Source organism: Streptococcus sp. 3.1, assembly GCF_016648915.1.
Lineage (GTDB): Bacteria > Bacillota > Bacilli > Lactobacillales > Streptococcaceae > Streptococcus > Streptococcus salivarius_E.
Genome location: NZ_JACLQV010000027.1, coordinates 1 through 15,313 on the forward strand (window position 1 = coordinate 1; position 15,313 = coordinate 15,313).

At 38.7% G+C, this 15,313-nt stretch carries 15 protein-coding genes and 1 other annotated feature; of the genes, 2 read left to right on the forward strand and 13 right to left on the reverse strand.

Features of this window, described 5'->3' with window-relative positions; translation table 11 throughout:
* Positions 1-254: 254 nt before the first annotated feature.
* The 3 genes from H7U02_RS10655 to pepV all read right to left on the reverse strand — a co-directional run bounded on the left by H7U02_RS10655 (position 255) and on the right by pepV (position 6,447).
* Entirely contained in the window at positions 255-4,043 is a 3,789-nt protein-coding gene (locus tag H7U02_RS10655) for a GbpC/Spa domain-containing protein (RefSeq protein ID WP_195187899.1), read from the reverse strand.
* A gap of 374 nt (positions 4,044-4,417) precedes the next feature.
* Positions 4,418-5,002 carry a uracil-DNA glycosylase family protein gene (locus H7U02_RS10660; RefSeq protein WP_201043339.1) on the reverse strand — a complete coding sequence of 195 codons (585 nt, stop codon included), beginning with the start codon at positions 5,000-5,002 and terminating at the stop codon, positions 4,418-4,420.
* Positions 5,003-5,040: 38 nt separating this feature from the next.
* On the reverse strand, positions 5,041-6,447 hold the full coding sequence (gene pepV, locus H7U02_RS10665; RefSeq protein WP_201043341.1) for a dipeptidase PepV: 1,407 nt from the start codon (positions 6,445-6,447) through the stop codon (positions 5,041-5,043).
* A gap of 360 nt (positions 6,448-6,807) precedes the next feature.
* On the opposite strand from pepV, the gene H7U02_RS10670 reads away from it, so the two are divergent.
* On the forward strand, positions 6,808-6,993 hold the full coding sequence (locus H7U02_RS10670; RefSeq protein ID WP_002885057.1) for a 4-oxalocrotonate tautomerase: 186 nt from the start codon (positions 6,808-6,810) through the stop codon (positions 6,991-6,993).
* A gap of 69 nt (positions 6,994-7,062) precedes the next feature.
* Here the strand turns inward: H7U02_RS10670 and H7U02_RS11555 are convergent, their stop codons facing one another.
* The 7 genes from H7U02_RS11555 to H7U02_RS10705 form a co-directional block, all read right to left on the reverse strand.
* On the reverse strand, positions 7,063-7,584 hold the full coding sequence (locus H7U02_RS11555; RefSeq protein ID WP_002890867.1) for a hypothetical protein: 522 nt from the start codon (positions 7,582-7,584) through the stop codon (positions 7,063-7,065).
* 85 nt (positions 7,585-7,669) lie between these two features.
* Positions 7,670-8,143, reverse strand: coding sequence for a GNAT family N-acetyltransferase (locus H7U02_RS10680; protein WP_110981219.1), 474 nt, complete (start codon positions 8,141-8,143; stop codon positions 7,670-7,672).
* Between the two features lie 43 nt (positions 8,144-8,186).
* Positions 8,187-8,546, reverse strand: coding sequence for a 50S ribosomal protein L20 (gene rplT / locus H7U02_RS10685; protein ID WP_002885090.1), 360 nt, complete (start codon positions 8,544-8,546; stop codon positions 8,187-8,189).
* Positions 8,547-8,602: 56 nt separating this feature from the next.
* Positions 8,603-8,803, reverse strand: coding sequence for a 50S ribosomal protein L35 (gene rpmI, locus H7U02_RS10690; RefSeq protein WP_002885093.1), 201 nt, complete (start codon positions 8,801-8,803; stop codon positions 8,603-8,605).
* Between the two features lie 38 nt (positions 8,804-8,841).
* Positions 8,842-9,372 carry a translation initiation factor IF-3 gene (gene infC / locus H7U02_RS10695; protein WP_002885108.1) on the reverse strand — a complete coding sequence of 177 codons (531 nt, stop codon included), beginning with the start codon at positions 9,370-9,372 and terminating at the stop codon, positions 8,842-8,844.
* A gap of 13 nt (positions 9,373-9,385) precedes the next feature.
* Positions 9,386-9,508: a sequence feature (ribosomal protein L20 leader region), on the reverse strand.
* A gap of 23 nt (positions 9,509-9,531) precedes the next feature.
* Positions 9,532-10,212, reverse strand: a complete 681-nt coding sequence (cmk, locus tag H7U02_RS10700) for a (d)CMP kinase (protein WP_110981218.1) — start codon at positions 10,210-10,212, stop codon at positions 9,532-9,534.
* 21 nt (positions 10,213-10,233) lie between these two features.
* Positions 10,234-10,884 carry an SAG1386/EF1546 family surface-associated protein gene (locus H7U02_RS10705; protein WP_110981217.1) on the reverse strand — a complete coding sequence of 217 codons (651 nt, stop codon included), beginning with the start codon at positions 10,882-10,884 and terminating at the stop codon, positions 10,234-10,236.
* A 45-nt stretch (positions 10,885-10,929) separates the two neighbouring features.
* Here H7U02_RS10705 and H7U02_RS10710 point away from each other — a divergent pair, with 45 nt between their 5' ends.
* Entirely contained in the window at positions 10,930-11,127 is a 198-nt protein-coding gene (locus H7U02_RS10710) for a ferredoxin (RefSeq protein ID WP_002890861.1), read from the forward strand.
* Here H7U02_RS10710 and H7U02_RS10715 read toward each other — a convergent pair.
* The 3 genes from H7U02_RS10715 to H7U02_RS10725 all read right to left on the reverse strand — a co-directional run bounded on the left by H7U02_RS10715 (position 11,111) and on the right by H7U02_RS10725 (position 15,098).
* A complete protein-coding gene (locus H7U02_RS10715) occupies positions 11,111-11,611 on the reverse strand; it encodes an EbsA family protein (RefSeq protein ID WP_002890860.1) in 501 nt (166 codons plus the stop codon). The genes H7U02_RS10710 and H7U02_RS10715 overlap by 17 nt on opposite strands.
* Before the next feature lie 56 nt (positions 11,612-11,667).
* Positions 11,668-12,891, reverse strand: coding sequence for a peptidase T (pepT, locus tag H7U02_RS10720; protein ID WP_110981216.1), 1,224 nt, complete (start codon positions 12,889-12,891; stop codon positions 11,668-11,670).
* An 80-nt stretch (positions 12,892-12,971) separates the two neighbouring features.
* Positions 12,972-15,098 (reverse strand): N-acetylmuramoyl-L-alanine amidase, encoded by a 2,127-nt coding sequence (locus H7U02_RS10725; RefSeq protein ID WP_110981215.1) that lies wholly within the window; start codon positions 15,096-15,098, stop codon positions 12,972-12,974.
* Positions 15,099-15,313: the final 215 nt, after the last annotated feature.

Sequence of the window (15,313 nt, forward strand, 5' to 3'; positions counted from 1 at the left end):
ATCTAGTCCAATTCGCTTTAATGTTTTTTTATTGAAAAGATTATGAAAAACAATCAACTATAAGCTTTCATTTTACTTTTCATAGTAATATTTAGCTTTTGGATAGCTATTTCACCTAAATCATGTCCTCTCGTTTGCCCTATTAGTTTTAACATTCAAACTTATTTATGCCGATAATATGCAAAGAATAAGTAACAAAAAAAAGACTAGACTGTCTTGCATAGCAAAACAACCTAATCTTTCATTTTATCTTATTAATGTTTACGTTTGCGAGCTGACCATAGACCTGAAAGGGCCATTGAAAGCAGGCCTAGACCTGTTACAGATGCTAATTTTTGGTTAGAGTCACCTGTTTCTGGCAATACGGCGCTATTAGTTCTTTCTGTTTCTTGCTTAGCAACTATAGAAGAAGTTGGTGTAACGCTTGGTCCTGTAGGTGTTCCAGGAGTTTTTGGTTTTTGAGGAGTTGGTGGCGTCGTTGGTACTGGACGTGTTACGCGCTCAACAAGATAATTTTTATGCCATTTTACCTTAGGAGCTACAAGTTCTTTAGGTGAAACAGGTTTATTAGGAACATTAACTGTGACCATAGTTGGTGGTGTTGGAGCTGTTGGCTCTGTTGGTGGAGTTGGTTTTGTTGGCTCACCAGGTACCTCTACAACTACAGGTGTAGGTGGAGTCGGAGCCTTAGGTTCTACTGGAGCCGTAATCTTACGTGGCTCTACTGGCACTTCAACTAAAGCTGGAGTTGGTGGCGTTGGTGCTTTTGGTTCTGTTGGAGCCTTAGGTTCCTCTGCATCAACTGTAACCACAGTGTAGTTAGGTCCTGTCGGTGGTGTTGGTGCTTTAGGTTCTTCTGGTTTGCTTGGTTCCGCTGGAACTTCAACAACTGTCGGAGTTGGTGGCGTTGGAGCCTTAGGCTCTGTTGGAGCTGTTGGCTCCTCAGCATCAACTGTAACAACTGTATAGTTAGGTTCTGTTGGTGCCGTAGGGGCTGTTGGCGGAGTAGGTTCTGTTGGTACCGCTGGAAGAACTTCCAATGTAATCGTTGGTGGTGTTGGAGCCTTAGGTTCTTCAGGAGCTGTTGGCTCTTTTGGCGCTTCACCTGGATTTTTTGGAATACCAACATTTGAGTTAATCGCAAACCAGTAAACTGTTGGTTGACCAGCAGCATTAGCTCCATTGGCTGTAAATACCAAGTGACCATCAGCCATCTTCAATCCTGCTCCACCATAATAGAGGTATGGAGAAGATGGATTGTCCCAACCTTCAAGAGTCGCTGAAGATTCACCATTAAAGATAGATCCATGTTCAATGTATTGGTTATCTTTAAATGATGTCACCTCTTTTGTAGCAGAATCATAAGAAACACTTGAATTTGGAATTGGAATGTATTTATTGTTTCCAACATTTACAGATTCTTGGTGCTCTACATTTTCAAATTTCTTCTTAGGAGTAAAGATGATACGTCCTGAAGTTGGATCAATAGTGTAAGAACCAATCACATCATCTTTACCGTCTAATGTGAACTCATCTGTTCCGATAGAGTGACCATTCCCAGCACCTGAAACATTGACTGAAGTTGCGTCAATAACAGTTTCTTCACTAACTGTAAATTCACTACCATTCCACGTTGCTTTTTGTGCCACAATCTTGATTGGATTTTCAGCAGAGATAATGACATCAGCAGTACCAAAGTCAGCAGTTCCATTTTTAACAACAACCGCATTGTTTTCAATGCTCATTGAGGAACCATCTGCATACGGATCCCAAGTTCCTCGAACAGTGTTACCATCTTTATCCTTGGCTTCTACTGTAAGGGCACGAGGTTTATCCCCACTATCTACATAAGAAGCACCTGTCCAGTGGTTAAGAGAGTTCAAAGCAACAATCGCATTGTGTTGTGTCAAATCAAACTTATTGCCATTACCATCATAGAATTCAACATCTACAGCCACCTTAACTGGTTTATTTTGGTCTGTTGAAGCACCGACTGTTAGTGTTACAGTTGGGTCTGAGCTAACGGCTGCAATTCCTTTACCGTCATTTGATGGTAGACTCAAAATCTCATAGCGATAAATCACGCGCTTGATTGGATGCATATCCGTATCTTTACGCATACTTGACTGATTCAAGTTGTCATAAGTAACAACAAATTTGTCGCCTTCCTTAATTTGAATAAATTCAGTTTCATTATTGGCCCAAGGACTAGTTGCTACAATATCTGAAGCTTCCAATTTATTGGAATCATACTGATGTACATTGCTTGTATTCAAACGGGCTTGAGCATCACGAGTGAGATAAGCTCTGATGCCATTGATGGTATGAATGGCTCCACCTTCACGTTGGAAGGTCAAATCTTGAACAGTTTCTACATCTTTCAGATCTTGGAAACCATTATCATTCATGTACTTATCATAGGCTGCTTTAGCATCTTTGTACTGTGCCAAAGCTGTTTGATATTCAGCAAGTTTTGTTTGGTAGGTAGCAAAATCTTTGCCGTATTGCTCTAAATCTACATTGTATTTTGCAAGCTCAACTTCATACTTAGCTTTTGCAGCATCTTCTTCTGCTTTAATAGCAACAAGTTGATCATAGGCTGCTTTATCTTTATCGTATTGCGCTTTCTTAGCTTGGTATTCTTGTAAATCTTTATCGTATTGTGCTTTAGCTGTATTATAAACAGCCATTTCTGCATCATACTTGGCTTTAGCTTCCGCATTTGCCTTATCAGCAGTTGCTTTTTCGGCTACTTTGGCATCGTAGGCTGCTTTAGCAGTCTTGTAGGCAGCTAAATCAGTTTGATATTTTTCGTAAGCCGTATTGTAAGCAGCAAGATCTTTCTCATATTGCTCTTGAGCTGCCTTATCAGTAATTTCTGCTTGTGTTTTCTCAGCTACTTTAGCATCATAGGCAGCTTTTTTCGTATTGTATTCAGCTATAGCGGCATCATACGAAGCCTTATTTGCCTTATATTCAGACAAGGCCGCATTGTAAGTGACCATCTCTGCCTCATACTTAGCTTTAGCTTCTGCATTAGCTTTATCAGCTGCTGCTTTTTCTGCTACTTTAGTATCGTAGGCTGCTTTAGCAGTCTTATAGGCAGCTAAATCGGTTCGATATTTTTCGTAAGCGGCATTATAAGTAACTAAATCTTTCTCATACTGCTCTTGGGCAGCCTTGTTTTCGACTTCTGTACGAACTTTTTCAGCTACTTTAGCATCATAAGCTTCCTTCTCAGCATCATATTTTGCCTTGTCTTTGCTGTACTGAGCCATAGCAGCTTCATAGTTCTTCTTAGCAGTTTCATAAACAGCCAACTGTACTTTGTAATCGGCTTCTGACTTAGCATTAGCTGCATCGGCAGCTGCTTTTTCTGCTACTTTAGAATCATAAGTTAATTTTTGAGTATTATACTCTTCCAATGCTGCATCATAGGCTTTTTTATCAGCTTGGTATTTAGCTAACCCTTTTTCATAAGCAGCTTGATTAGTATCATACTGGGCTTTAGAAGCAGCGTTTGCTTTATCAGCTGCTGCTTTTTCGGCCACTTTAGCATCGTACTCAGCCTTAGCTTTATCATACTCAGCTACATCTTTTTTGTGGCTTTCTTTTGCCTTCTGATAATCCGAAACAACCGTGTTAATCTCTTTTGATTGAGCATGATTGTCAGCAATAGCACCCTCTAGGGATGTATGTGTTTGAGGTGCAGTTTCTTCGACTTCTACCCCTTCTTTTACCGCAGAAGTTTTAGCATCCTCAAGACTATCAGTTGTAACAACACTTGTTGTTACAGTGGTATTTCCTTCTTCTTTAACAGAAACAACTTGCTTCTCTGAATGATCAACAGTTGTTGCCGGATCAGCAGCAGTATCTGTTAGTACAGAAGCACTAAGTGGTGTATCAGTAGCAGCTGAAGTTGAAACCTCATCAGCATGTACACCAGTTGCCCCCATCGCAAGAATGGTTGTACCCAAAAGAACAGAAGCAGCTCCAAAGCTATACTTCCTGATTGAAAAACGTTGTGAATCTTTTCTTCCCATATCACAAATTTCCTTCTATATTTTCTTAACACCTAAAGTCTATCACTTTTAAACTTTCTGTCAATAGAATTGTCTTAATATTTCCAAAAATCTATATTCATTTTCAATTTGTAAGTATTATTTAATTGATTCTTTAGTTTAAAAGGATAGCTACCTTAATTTTATATGTTACTTCTTCTGAAAATTAGAATTAAATTGTATTATATAAGCTTAGCATTAAAATTTTTGTTAATTATTTTTGCAAATATTTTTGTTATAGCACCAAAAAGAGCCCCAAGGGGCTCAAATCTTTATAACATCTGGATATGTTCTGAATGTTGCTTCATTAATTTGATAACAATACCTAAAGACACTCCGAGTGCAGATATCAGAAATCATTGACTTAAGATTTTTTTGACCAAGGCCTTCAAATCTGGAACTACTTCTTCCATAAACCATGGATTTTTTGCTTGCCAAATATTATTTCGAGGAGAAGGATGAACAAGAGGGAAAAACTCTGGAAGATAATCTTTGTAATGCTTAACTGTATCCGTTAATTTTGCCGATGATTTTTGATGCAAATAGTAACGCTGTGCATAGTTACCTACTAAAATTGTCAATTGAATATCAGGAGCTAAAGCAAGAACTTTCTCATGCCACTTATCTGCAAATCCTTTGCGAGGAGGTAAATCACCTGATTTACCATGACCTGGGAAATAAAAATCCATTGGTACAATAGCAAACATACCAGATTCATAGAATTCTTCGCGTGAGACCCCCATCCAATCCCTGAGATTATCACCACTAGGATCATTCCAGTAAAGGCCAGACTCTTGGGCACGAATACCAGGAGCTTGTCCCACGATATTAATCCGAGCCATTTTTGGAATGGAAAACAAGGGTTTTATACCTTGTTCCGTATAAACTTTATTTTGTTCATCAGCCATAATGGCTTGTGTCAATTCTTCAAGTGTTTCCATAATGTCCTCCAAAAAAAGAGACAGTCTGTCTCTTCTTTTTATTTGATTAACTCATAGATAGCTTCTGCATAAATGGCAGCTGCACGGTACAAGTCTTCAACCTCAGTAAACTCATTGGCTTGGTGCATAGTGTTGACATAACCTGGGAACATAGCTCCATAGGCAACTCCACGTTTTAGGAGACGTCCAAATGTCCCACCACCAATAATTTGTTCATGACCTTTAAGTCCTGTTTGTTTCTCATAGACTGAAAGAAGAGTCTCTACCATAGGATCATCAACTGGTACATAGTGTGGCACATGACCATGTTCTGAGAGACTAACTGCCTTAGGACCTTCAAGTTTTTCAAGACCAGCCTTAATAGCGTCCGTATCAACCCCTTGAGGATAGCGGAAATTCAGAGCAATTGTATTATCTTCTGATTCCTTAGAGAAGTTAAATACACCAGCATTCATGGTCAATTCACCCATCTTAGGATCTGTATAGGCAAGACCTGTCTTTTCAGCGAAGAAATCCTTATGAAGTGTTTCAGCAATTAAATCCAAATACGTTTTAGCATTACCTTGGAAATCAAATTGACTAAGGAAGAGTGCCAAGTAGGTTGCCCCATTAATACCATTTTGAGGCATCATACCATGAGCTGATTTCCCATGAATAGTCACATGGAAAACACCTGCTTCTTCGGTCACTTGACCAGTTACTTCTTGTTCCGAAACAAAGTCGGCTAATTTGGCCTCAAGTTCTTTCAAAGTGATAGGTCCAGTAAAATCTGCACTTGCTGATTCAGGAACCATATTTTCACGCAAACCACCATTAAATGATACAAGACTAAAGTCTCCATCATTTTGACCTTCAAAATGGAGATAGGCTGTAATATTACCTTTTTCACCATTGATAATTGGGAATTCCGCATCAGGTGAAAAACCAAAATCAGGATCTTTCAATCCATTATGAGCGAAGTAATATTCCATATCGCCCCAACCAGATTCTTCATCAGTACCAACAATGAAGCGCACACGCTTAGATACTGGAAGCTCGAGTTCTTTAATAATCTTCAAGGCATAGTAACAAGCCATTGTTGGGCCTTTATCATCTGATGACCCACGAGCATAAAGTTTACCGTCTTTGATTACAGGTTCATAAGGATCTGTATCCCAACCGCTACCAGCTGGGACTACATCCAAGTGGGCAAAGATACCCAAAACTTCATCACCTTGACCAAATTCAAAGTCACCAGCATAATTATCAATATTACGAGTTTTATAGCCATCACGTTCAGCTAAAGCAAGAAAATGTTCCAAAGCTTTTACTGGTCCAGGACCAAATGGGTGCTTATCATCAACCTTACTATCATCACGTTCTGAATTAATACGCAAAAGACCAAAAAGGTCCTCCATTAAAGCATCTTTGCGCTTATCAACTTCGGCACGAAAATCAATTGTCATAATTTACTCCTTACTGTCTCTAGTTAGCATTATTTTACCATTTTTAGTAAGAGTTTTCATCCCTTATAAACAAAGCCAATAAAAAATGCAATCCCTTACCGAATGTCAAAAGACTTCATACCATCTTCAATAGAAGGTGAAAAATTCCTAAATCAGGAACACTCGAATCTAAAGTAATAGCATTTATATCAGCTAAGAGGTAAAGCTCTTGACTATCTAGCCCTTTATACTTTAGGCCCTCCTATTAGAAATCAGCACATTGTAGCATTTCAATAATATCATTTCAAGAATTTCCATAAACTTTAGAATATTCTCTTCATTAATGCTATAATAGGACTATCAAAACTAAGGAGATGCATTATGCCATTTGTAAAGATTGATCTCTTTGAAGGTCGTACTGAAGAACAAAAAATCGAACTTGCTCGCGAAGTTACTGAGGTTGTATCACGTGTTGCCAAAGCACCTAAAGAAGCCATTCATGTTTTCATTAATGATATGCCAGAGGGAACTTACTACCCACATGGTGAAATGAAGAAGAAAAACTAATCATCATTAAGCAGTCACATCCGTGGCTGCTTTTGATATAAAAAAAGCTGGAAAGAAACTCCAGTTTTTTTATATTATCGTTGGTAATTCATCATCGTCGTCAAAATTCTCAACGACTTCTTCACCAGGCAATGGTTTTTGTAGTTTTCCCAAGATAAAACGTGAGATTGGACCAACCACTAGAAAATTAAGTGGTAAAGCCATGATAACATTTGTCAACCAAGCACGACCATAGGATAATAGCGTCACCGACTGACTGTTGTAAACTAATCCATAGAATGACATAAACGTTACCATAAATAGCGCCATGGTTCCAGAAATCACTAAAATCTTTGCCCATCGTTTATCATGGGCTTTTACTTTATGCAAAATTGCAAATGCTATTGTTTTGGCTAGTGGTCCCACCAAAAGCATATCAAGTAAGAAAGCAACCACAAATCCAGGAAGATAACCTTGGAAAAAGTGACCCCAAGCAAAGGGAACTACTCCAGTCCAATCAAGGATGAGAAGATTCCAGAGACTCATCCCACAGACCATCATTCCACACATCAAAAACGTAAAAAGCAAAGCTTCTTTAAAATTACGAGGCATTAAAATTCTCCATTTCTAAAAGTTCTCTTTCAGCATATCAAAAATTTTTTCTCCTCGTAAGTTAAATTTCTCTCATGAAAACGTATTATTTTAGGATAGTTTCCATTTCTGTATATCTCGGTTTCATACCTAAACGTTCGTAAAAACGTAGAGCACCTGCATTATCATTCCATACGTGAAGTGTCAGATTATAACAACCTAGCTCCTTAGCATAGTCCAAGGCAAATTGGTAAAGCTTTTCTCCTAATTTTTGACCTCGAGCATCCTTATCAACACATAAATCATCAATAAAAAGAGTCTTAACAGCCTTTTGTGGACCATCTTTTTCAGTTTCTTCTTTAATCATTAAGAAAAGATGGCCCAAGATACGCCCTTCGTCATCCTCGTACACAAACACAGGTTTTTTTGAATCATTAATTACTGCTTCTAACTCTGCATCTGTAAATTTACTGCCTTTTGACTTAAAAACATCAGGGCGTGCTTGATGATGAACAATAAGAATCTGCTCCAATAATTCCTGCAATCTTGGAATATCTTCAGATTTTGCTAAACGAATCATGATTACCTCCACAAAAAAAGATGGGTAAGACCCACCTTAATTCTTATTTACCAAGTTTTGCTTTAGCTGCATCTGCAAGAGCTGTGAAAGCTGCTGCATCGTTAACTGCCAAATCAGCAAGCATTTTACGGTTAACTTCGATTTCAGCCAATTTCAAACCGTGCATCAATTGTGAGTATGACAAACCATTCAAACGAGCTGCCGCATTGATACGTGTGATCCAAAGTTTACGGAAATCACGTTTCTTTTGACGACGGTCACGGTATGCATAGTAGTAAGAGTTCATTACTTGTTCTTTTGCAGTACGGAACAAGATGTGTTTTGCACCATAGTAACCTTTAGCAAGTTTCAATACACGTTTACGACGTTTGCGTGATACAACGCCACCTTTAACACGAGCCATTTATATATTCCTCCGAATTAATTCTAGTTTAGTTAATTTGTAATGCTTGTAGCGAATTAACGCATTTGTGAAAGCATTGATTTGATACGTTTAAAGTCACCTGAATGTACCATTGATGCTTTACGAAGGTGACGACGTTGTTTTTTAGTTTTACCGTGGAAACGGTGAGATGTGAAGGCACGGAAGCGTTTCAATCCACCTGAACCTGTACGTTTGAAACGTTTAGCTGATGCGCGGTGTGTTTTTTGTTTTGGCATTTTAAAATTCTCCTCTTAAAATAGTGTTAGTTTGACAATTATTTTTTGTCAGGAATTGGTGCAAGTTGCATGAACATTTGACGTCCATCCATCTTCGCTCTTTGCTCAATAATCGCAATATCTTGCGTTTTTTCAGCAAATTCCGCCAAGACCTTAGCTCCGATTTCTTTGTGAGTAATCATACGACCTTTAAATCGGATAGAAACTTTAACCTTGTTTCCTTTTTCAAGGAACTTACGGCCATTACGAAGTTTAGTTTCAAAGTCACCTTTATCAATAACTGGACTCAAACGAACTTCCTTAACGGTAACAACGCTTTGTTTCTTACGTTGTTCTTTTTGTTTCTTTTGATACTCAAATTTGAACTTACCGTAGTCCATAATCTTCGCAACAGGTGGCGTAGCTTGTGGTTGGATGAGAACCAAGTCAACATTTGCATCATCTGCAATAGCTTGTGCTTCTGACAATGGTTTAATTCCCAATTGTTCACCATCAAGACCAACAAGACGAACTTCGCGAACGCGAATTTCATCGTTAATGAATAGATCTTTCTTAGCTATGATCTTCACCTCTTTATTTTTTTAGAGAAAAACAAAGCGGACTTGATATACAAGCCCGCACACATAATATCCCTAGAGGGATTTGACATGTTGGGCCAGACAACCTAAGTCGCAAGGCGAGAAGTTCTCACTTCTGCTTTTCTCATTGTTAATAGTATAACAAGTGAGTCATCCTTTGTCAATAATTTTTTTTGCTTTTTCTTGAATAAATTCCACAACACCATCAATAGACACACCTGTAGTATCAAAAGTGATGGCATCTTCCGCTGGTTTAAGAGGTGACACCTTACGATGACTATCTTTATAGTCACGTTCAGCAATTTCTTTTTTTAGAGTCTCAAGGTCAGCAGGGATACCTTTTTCGATATTTTCCTTATAACGACGTTCCGCACGTTCATCAACTGAAGCAATCAAGAAAATCTTGAGTTCTGCATCAGGCAAAACCACGGTCCCGATATCACGACCATCCATGATAATAGCCCCATCTTGAGCGATACGTTGTTGTTGCTCAACGAGTTCTTGACGCACTTCAGGAATAGCTGCGACCCAAGAAACATTATTTGTAACTTGGTTATCACGAATTGGGTGTGTAATATCGACATCACCTACATAAACTTGCTGACTACCATCTGCTGCTTTTCCGAATGAAATCGGATATTGAGATAGTTGCTCCAAAATTTCTGGTACATTTTCCTCAGTTAAACCATTCTGCAAGGCCAAATAAGTTGCAGATCGGTACATGGCACCTGTGTCAAGATAAGTATAGCCAAGATTTTTTGCAATAATCTTGGCTACTGTACTTTTTCCACTTGACGCAGGACCATCAATAGCAATTCTAATATCTTTCATGATGTTCCTTTGCTTTAAAAATTATTGAACGTTAACGACGTCACCTGGGTTAGCATACCAGTAACCATTTGTCATGTGATCAGGGTTAAGACGTTCCAATTCATCTACAGAAATACCTGCACGTGCGGCGATTGAACCAGCACCTTCACCAGATTGAACAACAATTGATGAACCATCTGCTGCTGCCGTAGCGCTTGATGGTGTTGTCTCAGCTGACTCAGTTGCATCTTCTTTTACTACATGTTTAGAAGAGCTTGATGCTTTAGTTGAAGATGATTTCTCTTTTGAAGATTTTTCTGTATTAGATTTCTCACTTTCCTCATCTTTGTTTGAGTCTTTCTTGCTAGATGAAGATTTAACAACTTTGCTAGTTGATGATGAGTAGAATCCAGATGATTCCTTAGATTCCGCAGTTTTGTTTCCACCGACATTTGAAGTATAGAAAACAAAGAACAAAATACATACAACAATAACAAAGAATAATCCAAGCAAGACTGTCAAGAATGATGAATTAATGAAGCCGCCACCTTTTTCGCGTTTTTCATCAGAAGGAGTTACATCCTCTTCTTCTTCATAATCCTCAAACTCATCTTCATCATCTAGAAAATCAGCGTCAACTACTTCTTCCAACTCTTCGTCAGAAACCTTATCTTCCCATGGTTTTTTACTCATGATATTCTCCTTGTAAAAACAATAAATCTATTTTAAAATAATACTATGAAAGTATCATTAATTCCAGAAAAATGTATCGCTTGTGGTTTGTGCCAAACCTACTCTCCCGTCTTCGATTATGATGACGAAGGTATTGTTAGGTTCAGAGATAGCGACCAACTCAATCAAATTATTGAAAACACCCCTGAGACTTTGACTGCTGTCAAGTCTTGTCCCACTAAAGCCCTTATTTGCGAAGTTTAAGCTTGAGGGCTTTTTTTGATTCCTCATAAAAGGCAAAGTAATCAAAGTTAGTCATATGATCCAATAGCTCTACCTCACCTTTGAAATCAGGGTGAAGCGCTAAAGCATCTAAGAAATATTTCTTTGGCCACTTTCTCATATAAAACTGACGTTTTTTACCATTTTTAAAAATAAGGCTCAAGCCAGTTTTAATAACTTCGACTTTTTCAATATCACTAATTTTCACTTTGCGTGGTTTAAAAATATTGAAAGAAACAATACGCAGAATCCCATGATCTTCAATAATAAAGTAACGATGGAATCCTAAACCAAACAAGGCAACGAAAATAGTGAAGAGCATCAAAATATGTGAGGGCACCGAGTACAACTCGAACAGAAGGGCCGCCGCAATAAAGATTGGCGTGATGGCTAAAGACCAGTAGATGATTAGCCAAGATAATTCGGGTTGCCAATGGTAACGATACTTGCCGAAAATTTTAATCATCTCAGCACCTCCATTACTTCTAATTTTACCATAAAATCAGTATTTAGCAAGCTCTATTAAGGTTTACTGACAATTCCAAGAATAACATCTACGGCTTTTTCCATTGTCTGCAAGGAAACAAACTCATATCGACCATGCATATTTTCGCCCCCAGCAAAAAGGTTTGGAGTTGGAATACCCATAAATGAAATCTTTGAACCATCTGTTCCACCACGAATGGGTTCAATAACTGGCGTAATATCCAATTCCTCCATAACTCCTTTAGCCAACTCAACAGGCGTCATATCTTTTTCAATAACCTGACGCATATTATAGTATTGATCTTTGAGTACCAAATCAACTCGTGTCTGACCATAAGTTTTATTCATTTCATCGGAAATCTTTTGGAAGGCTGCTTTACGATTTTCAAAAGACTCTGTTTCAAAATCACGGATGATATAAGATGCTTTTGCTTCTTCAACAGTACCTGTCATGGTTTGAAGATGGTTGAAACCTTGATAGCCATCTGTCAACTCAGGGCGTTCTTCCGCTGGTAACTGATTATGAAAATCAATTGCCAACTGCAAGGCATTAACCATTTGGTCTTTTGCTGTTCCAGGGTGAACATTACGTCCATGGAAGGTAAGTTCTGCTCCCGCAGCAGAGAAGGTTTCATACTGTAATTCACCCAATGGGCCACCATCAACTGTGTAGGCAAAATCAACATCAAAATCATCGACATCAAATTTATCTGCGCCAATTCCAATTTCTTCATCAGGACCAAAGCCTACACGAATCTCACAATGTCTGATTTCAGGATGAGCCTTCAAATAAGCCAAGGCTGTCATGATTTCTGCAATGCCAGACTTATCATCAGCTCCAAGAAGAGTGGTGCCATTTGTCGTAATAAGTGTCTGACCGACATAATTCTTGAGATTTGGAAAATCTGCTGGATCTAGGTTATAACCTGAACTTCCAAGGGGTATGATACCTCCATCATAAGAGTCAATGACTTGAGGTGACACACCTTCCGCATTAAAATCAGCAGTATCCATATGTGAGATGAAACCAATCTTACGTGTTAATTGGTCATCGTTAGCCGGAAGGGTTGCCACTAGGTAACCATTACTTTCCAAATAATGGATGTTACTTAAACCTAGTTCTTCTAATTCTGGTTTTAGAACCTTCAAGGCAAAATCTACCTGGCTTTGTGTTGTTGGTGTTCTTGTCGCATTTTCGTCACTACGTGTATTGATTTTAACGTAACGTAAAAAACGCTCTAAGAGTAAATCGTAGCCCATAAGCACTCCTTTAGTTGTATTTAGTATTTACCTCAATTATAGCATAAAAACCCATCATATTGATGGGTTAACCGTATAACTTAAACTTTAGATTCTTTTTCGTAGTAACGCTTAATCCCTGCCACAATTGCGTTAGCTAAAGTCTCTTGATAAGCAGAGGTATTCAAACGGGCTGCTTCTTGAGGATTTGACAAGAAGCCAAGTTCAAGGAGAACTGCTGGCGCTGTCGTTTCACGCAAGACTGCAAAGGTTTGACGTTTCACGCCCTGATTCTGAGCGCCAGTCGCATTAATCAGGCTGGACTGGATGGCATTGGCCAAAGTATCACTCATGCTCAATCGCGTCGGATTAGCATGGTAAGTCGCATTAATACGTGATGGGTATTCTGCATAAGGTTGGTAATAATAAGTCTCGATTCCTTGTGCTGCAGAACTTCCTGAAGCATTGATGTGGATACTTACAAAGATATCTGATTCAGAGGCATTAGCTGCACGAGAGCGATCCGTCAAATCAACATAGGTATCGCTGGTACGTGTGGTCATAACTTGATAGCCTTCTGCTTCTAATTTGGCCTTAACTCGGCTTTGGATAGCCAAGGTCAAGCTCTTTTCAGAAATACCAAAGTACGAAGCTCCTGGATCATAGCCACCATGACCAGCATCGAGATAGATAACCTTATTTAAAACATCGTAGTTTCCTCTTGATGCCGAACCGATTTTCTTAGGGGCTACCACATCAGCTGAAGTTGCCCCAAAACCAATATTCTTACCTGAAGAATCAACAATATAGCCATGAACGATGTATTTACCTGAATTCCACTTGTGCTGACTAGCTGAAATAGTCACCTTGTAGGAACCATCCTCCTGCTTTGTGGCATTATGCCAAACAAGATCATCCTGACCATTTTGCTCAGACCAAACAGGTATTACCACACCTGAAATACCGCTTGGATTCGTCAGATTGGTGATAAGAACATCAAAAGTTCCACGATTTTTATCATTATTGGTAATAGTCAATGTTCCTTGAGTTTTAGTGATATCAAGTGTCACTTGTTTGCCACCTAGGCCAATGAATTTACCATCATTGTCAACCAAATAGACATGTGAATTATAAAGACCACTATCTCCCTTATGATTGCTTGAACGAACGGTTACCTTATAGTCTCCATTTGCTTGCTTAGCTGCCTTGTACCAGATGATATCATCTTGACCGTTCTTTTCTGACCAGGTTGGAACCAAGACTTCTTTGAAGCCACGTGGCGCAACCAAATTTGAAATGACAAAATCATAGCTACCCGTAGCATTGTTGAGAGCAGTGATGGCAAGGTCGACTCTGGGATTTTGACTCTCTACTCCTTCATTTTCTACGGTAGAAATGGAATTATTACACATTGCATCCCATTCATAAAGTTTATAGGCTTCGATCAAACGGATAAGTTTTCCGGGATAATTTGGATCTGTCGCATATCCTGCATTCTTCAGTTCCTGAGCCGCAATGCGATAATCTGTTTCATTCACAACTTTTCGATAATTATCTTTTCGCCACTCGGTACTCGTGAAAAATTTTGCATGGTCTACTACGCTATCATTCCATGTGGCATATTTTCGAAAAGCAGCATTGACTGTGATATAGTCACCATTAAGATATTCCTGTGTAGGTACAGTTACTATTTCTCCATGCCAATCCTCTGAATCTTTAATGCCAAAAAGATTATTGTTGGGAGCCTTAGCAAGTTCAGAGCTTCCCCAACCACTTTCTAGAATAGCTTGCGCTCCCGTGATAGATGGAAGGATTCCTTCCTTGGCTCCATCCATGGCTCCTTGCTTAATGGCACTAAGAAAATGACGTTGATTCTGGTCAATTTCGCTAAGATCATCTGCCTCTTGATAAGAGCTTGTGGTCACAGAACTATTTGTTAAGACAGTTATTTTTGAAGAATCTTCCAGACTTGTTTGCTTCTCCTCTAATACTTCTTCTCTTTGTAGATTCATTTGACTCGTTGAATCATCGTGTACTCCTACTTCAGAATAGCTTGCCGCATGATTATCCGTACTTTCTTTCAAAGATGAAGAAGTATCAGTTGGAGACAACATTTCATCTGCTTTCGCCGAATGACCAGACATTCCTAAAAATAAGATTGTCAGCATGACACCGCACAGTCCATAAGCTTTACTTTTCTTAAATCCAAAATGAAATCCTAATTGCATCTTAATTTCCTTCTCTACTTACAATTTCTGCTAATTCATTTTAAAACGATGAAACTATCAGTATCATAACGTCATAATATGAACCATCACCAATTAATTCGCAAAAAAAGCTAGAAACTTATCAAAAGTTCCTAGCTTTTTTGGCTCTATAATTTCTGTAGTGGGTAAAACCACTGTAGAGATTATAGAGCTTTTTAAGTGTACACAAAAAGTCC

Coding starts and splice junctions, on each gene's coding strand:
- H7U02_RS10710 (WP_002890861.1), top strand. CDS start 10,930: ATGAAAGTATCATTAATTCCAGAAAAATGTATCGCTTGTGGTTTGTGC.
- cmk (WP_110981218.1), bottom strand. CDS start 10,212: ATGAAAGATATTAGAATTGCTATTGATGGTCCTGCGTCAAGTGGAAAA.
- rplT (WP_002885090.1), bottom strand. CDS start 8,546: ATGGCTCGTGTTAAAGGTGGCGTTGTATCACGCAAACGTCGTAAACGT.
- H7U02_RS10680 (WP_110981219.1), bottom strand. CDS start 8,143: ATGATTCGTTTAGCAAAATCTGAAGATATTCCAAGATTGCAGGAATTA.
- H7U02_RS10715 (WP_002890860.1), bottom strand. CDS start 11,611: ATGATTAAAATTTTCGGCAAGTATCGTTACCATTGGCAACCCGAATTA.
- H7U02_RS11555 (WP_002890867.1), bottom strand. CDS start 7,584: ATGCCTCGTAATTTTAAAGAAGCTTTGCTTTTTACGTTTTTGATGTGT.
- pepV (WP_201043341.1), bottom strand. CDS start 6,447: ATGACAATTGATTTTCGTGCCGAAGTTGATAAGCGCAAAGATGCTTTA.
- H7U02_RS10725 (WP_110981215.1), bottom strand. CDS start 15,098: ATGCAATTAGGATTTCATTTTGGATTTAAGAAAAGTAAAGCTTATGGA.
- H7U02_RS10670 (WP_002885057.1), top strand. CDS start 6,808: ATGCCATTTGTAAAGATTGATCTCTTTGAAGGTCGTACTGAAGAACAA.
- H7U02_RS10655 (WP_195187899.1), bottom strand. CDS start 4,043: ATGGGAAGAAAAGATTCACAACGTTTTTCAATCAGGAAGTATAGCTTT.
- H7U02_RS10705 (WP_110981217.1), bottom strand. CDS start 10,884: ATGAGTAAAAAACCATGGGAAGATAAGGTTTCTGACGAAGAGTTGGAA.
- pepT (WP_110981216.1), bottom strand. CDS start 12,891: ATGGGCTACGATTTACTCTTAGAGCGTTTTTTACGTTACGTTAAAATC.
- H7U02_RS10660 (WP_201043339.1), bottom strand. CDS start 5,002: ATGGAAACACTTGAAGAATTGACACAAGCCATTATGGCTGATGAACAA.
- rpmI (WP_002885093.1), bottom strand. CDS start 8,803: ATGCCAAAACAAAAAACACACCGCGCATCAGCTAAACGTTTCAAACGT.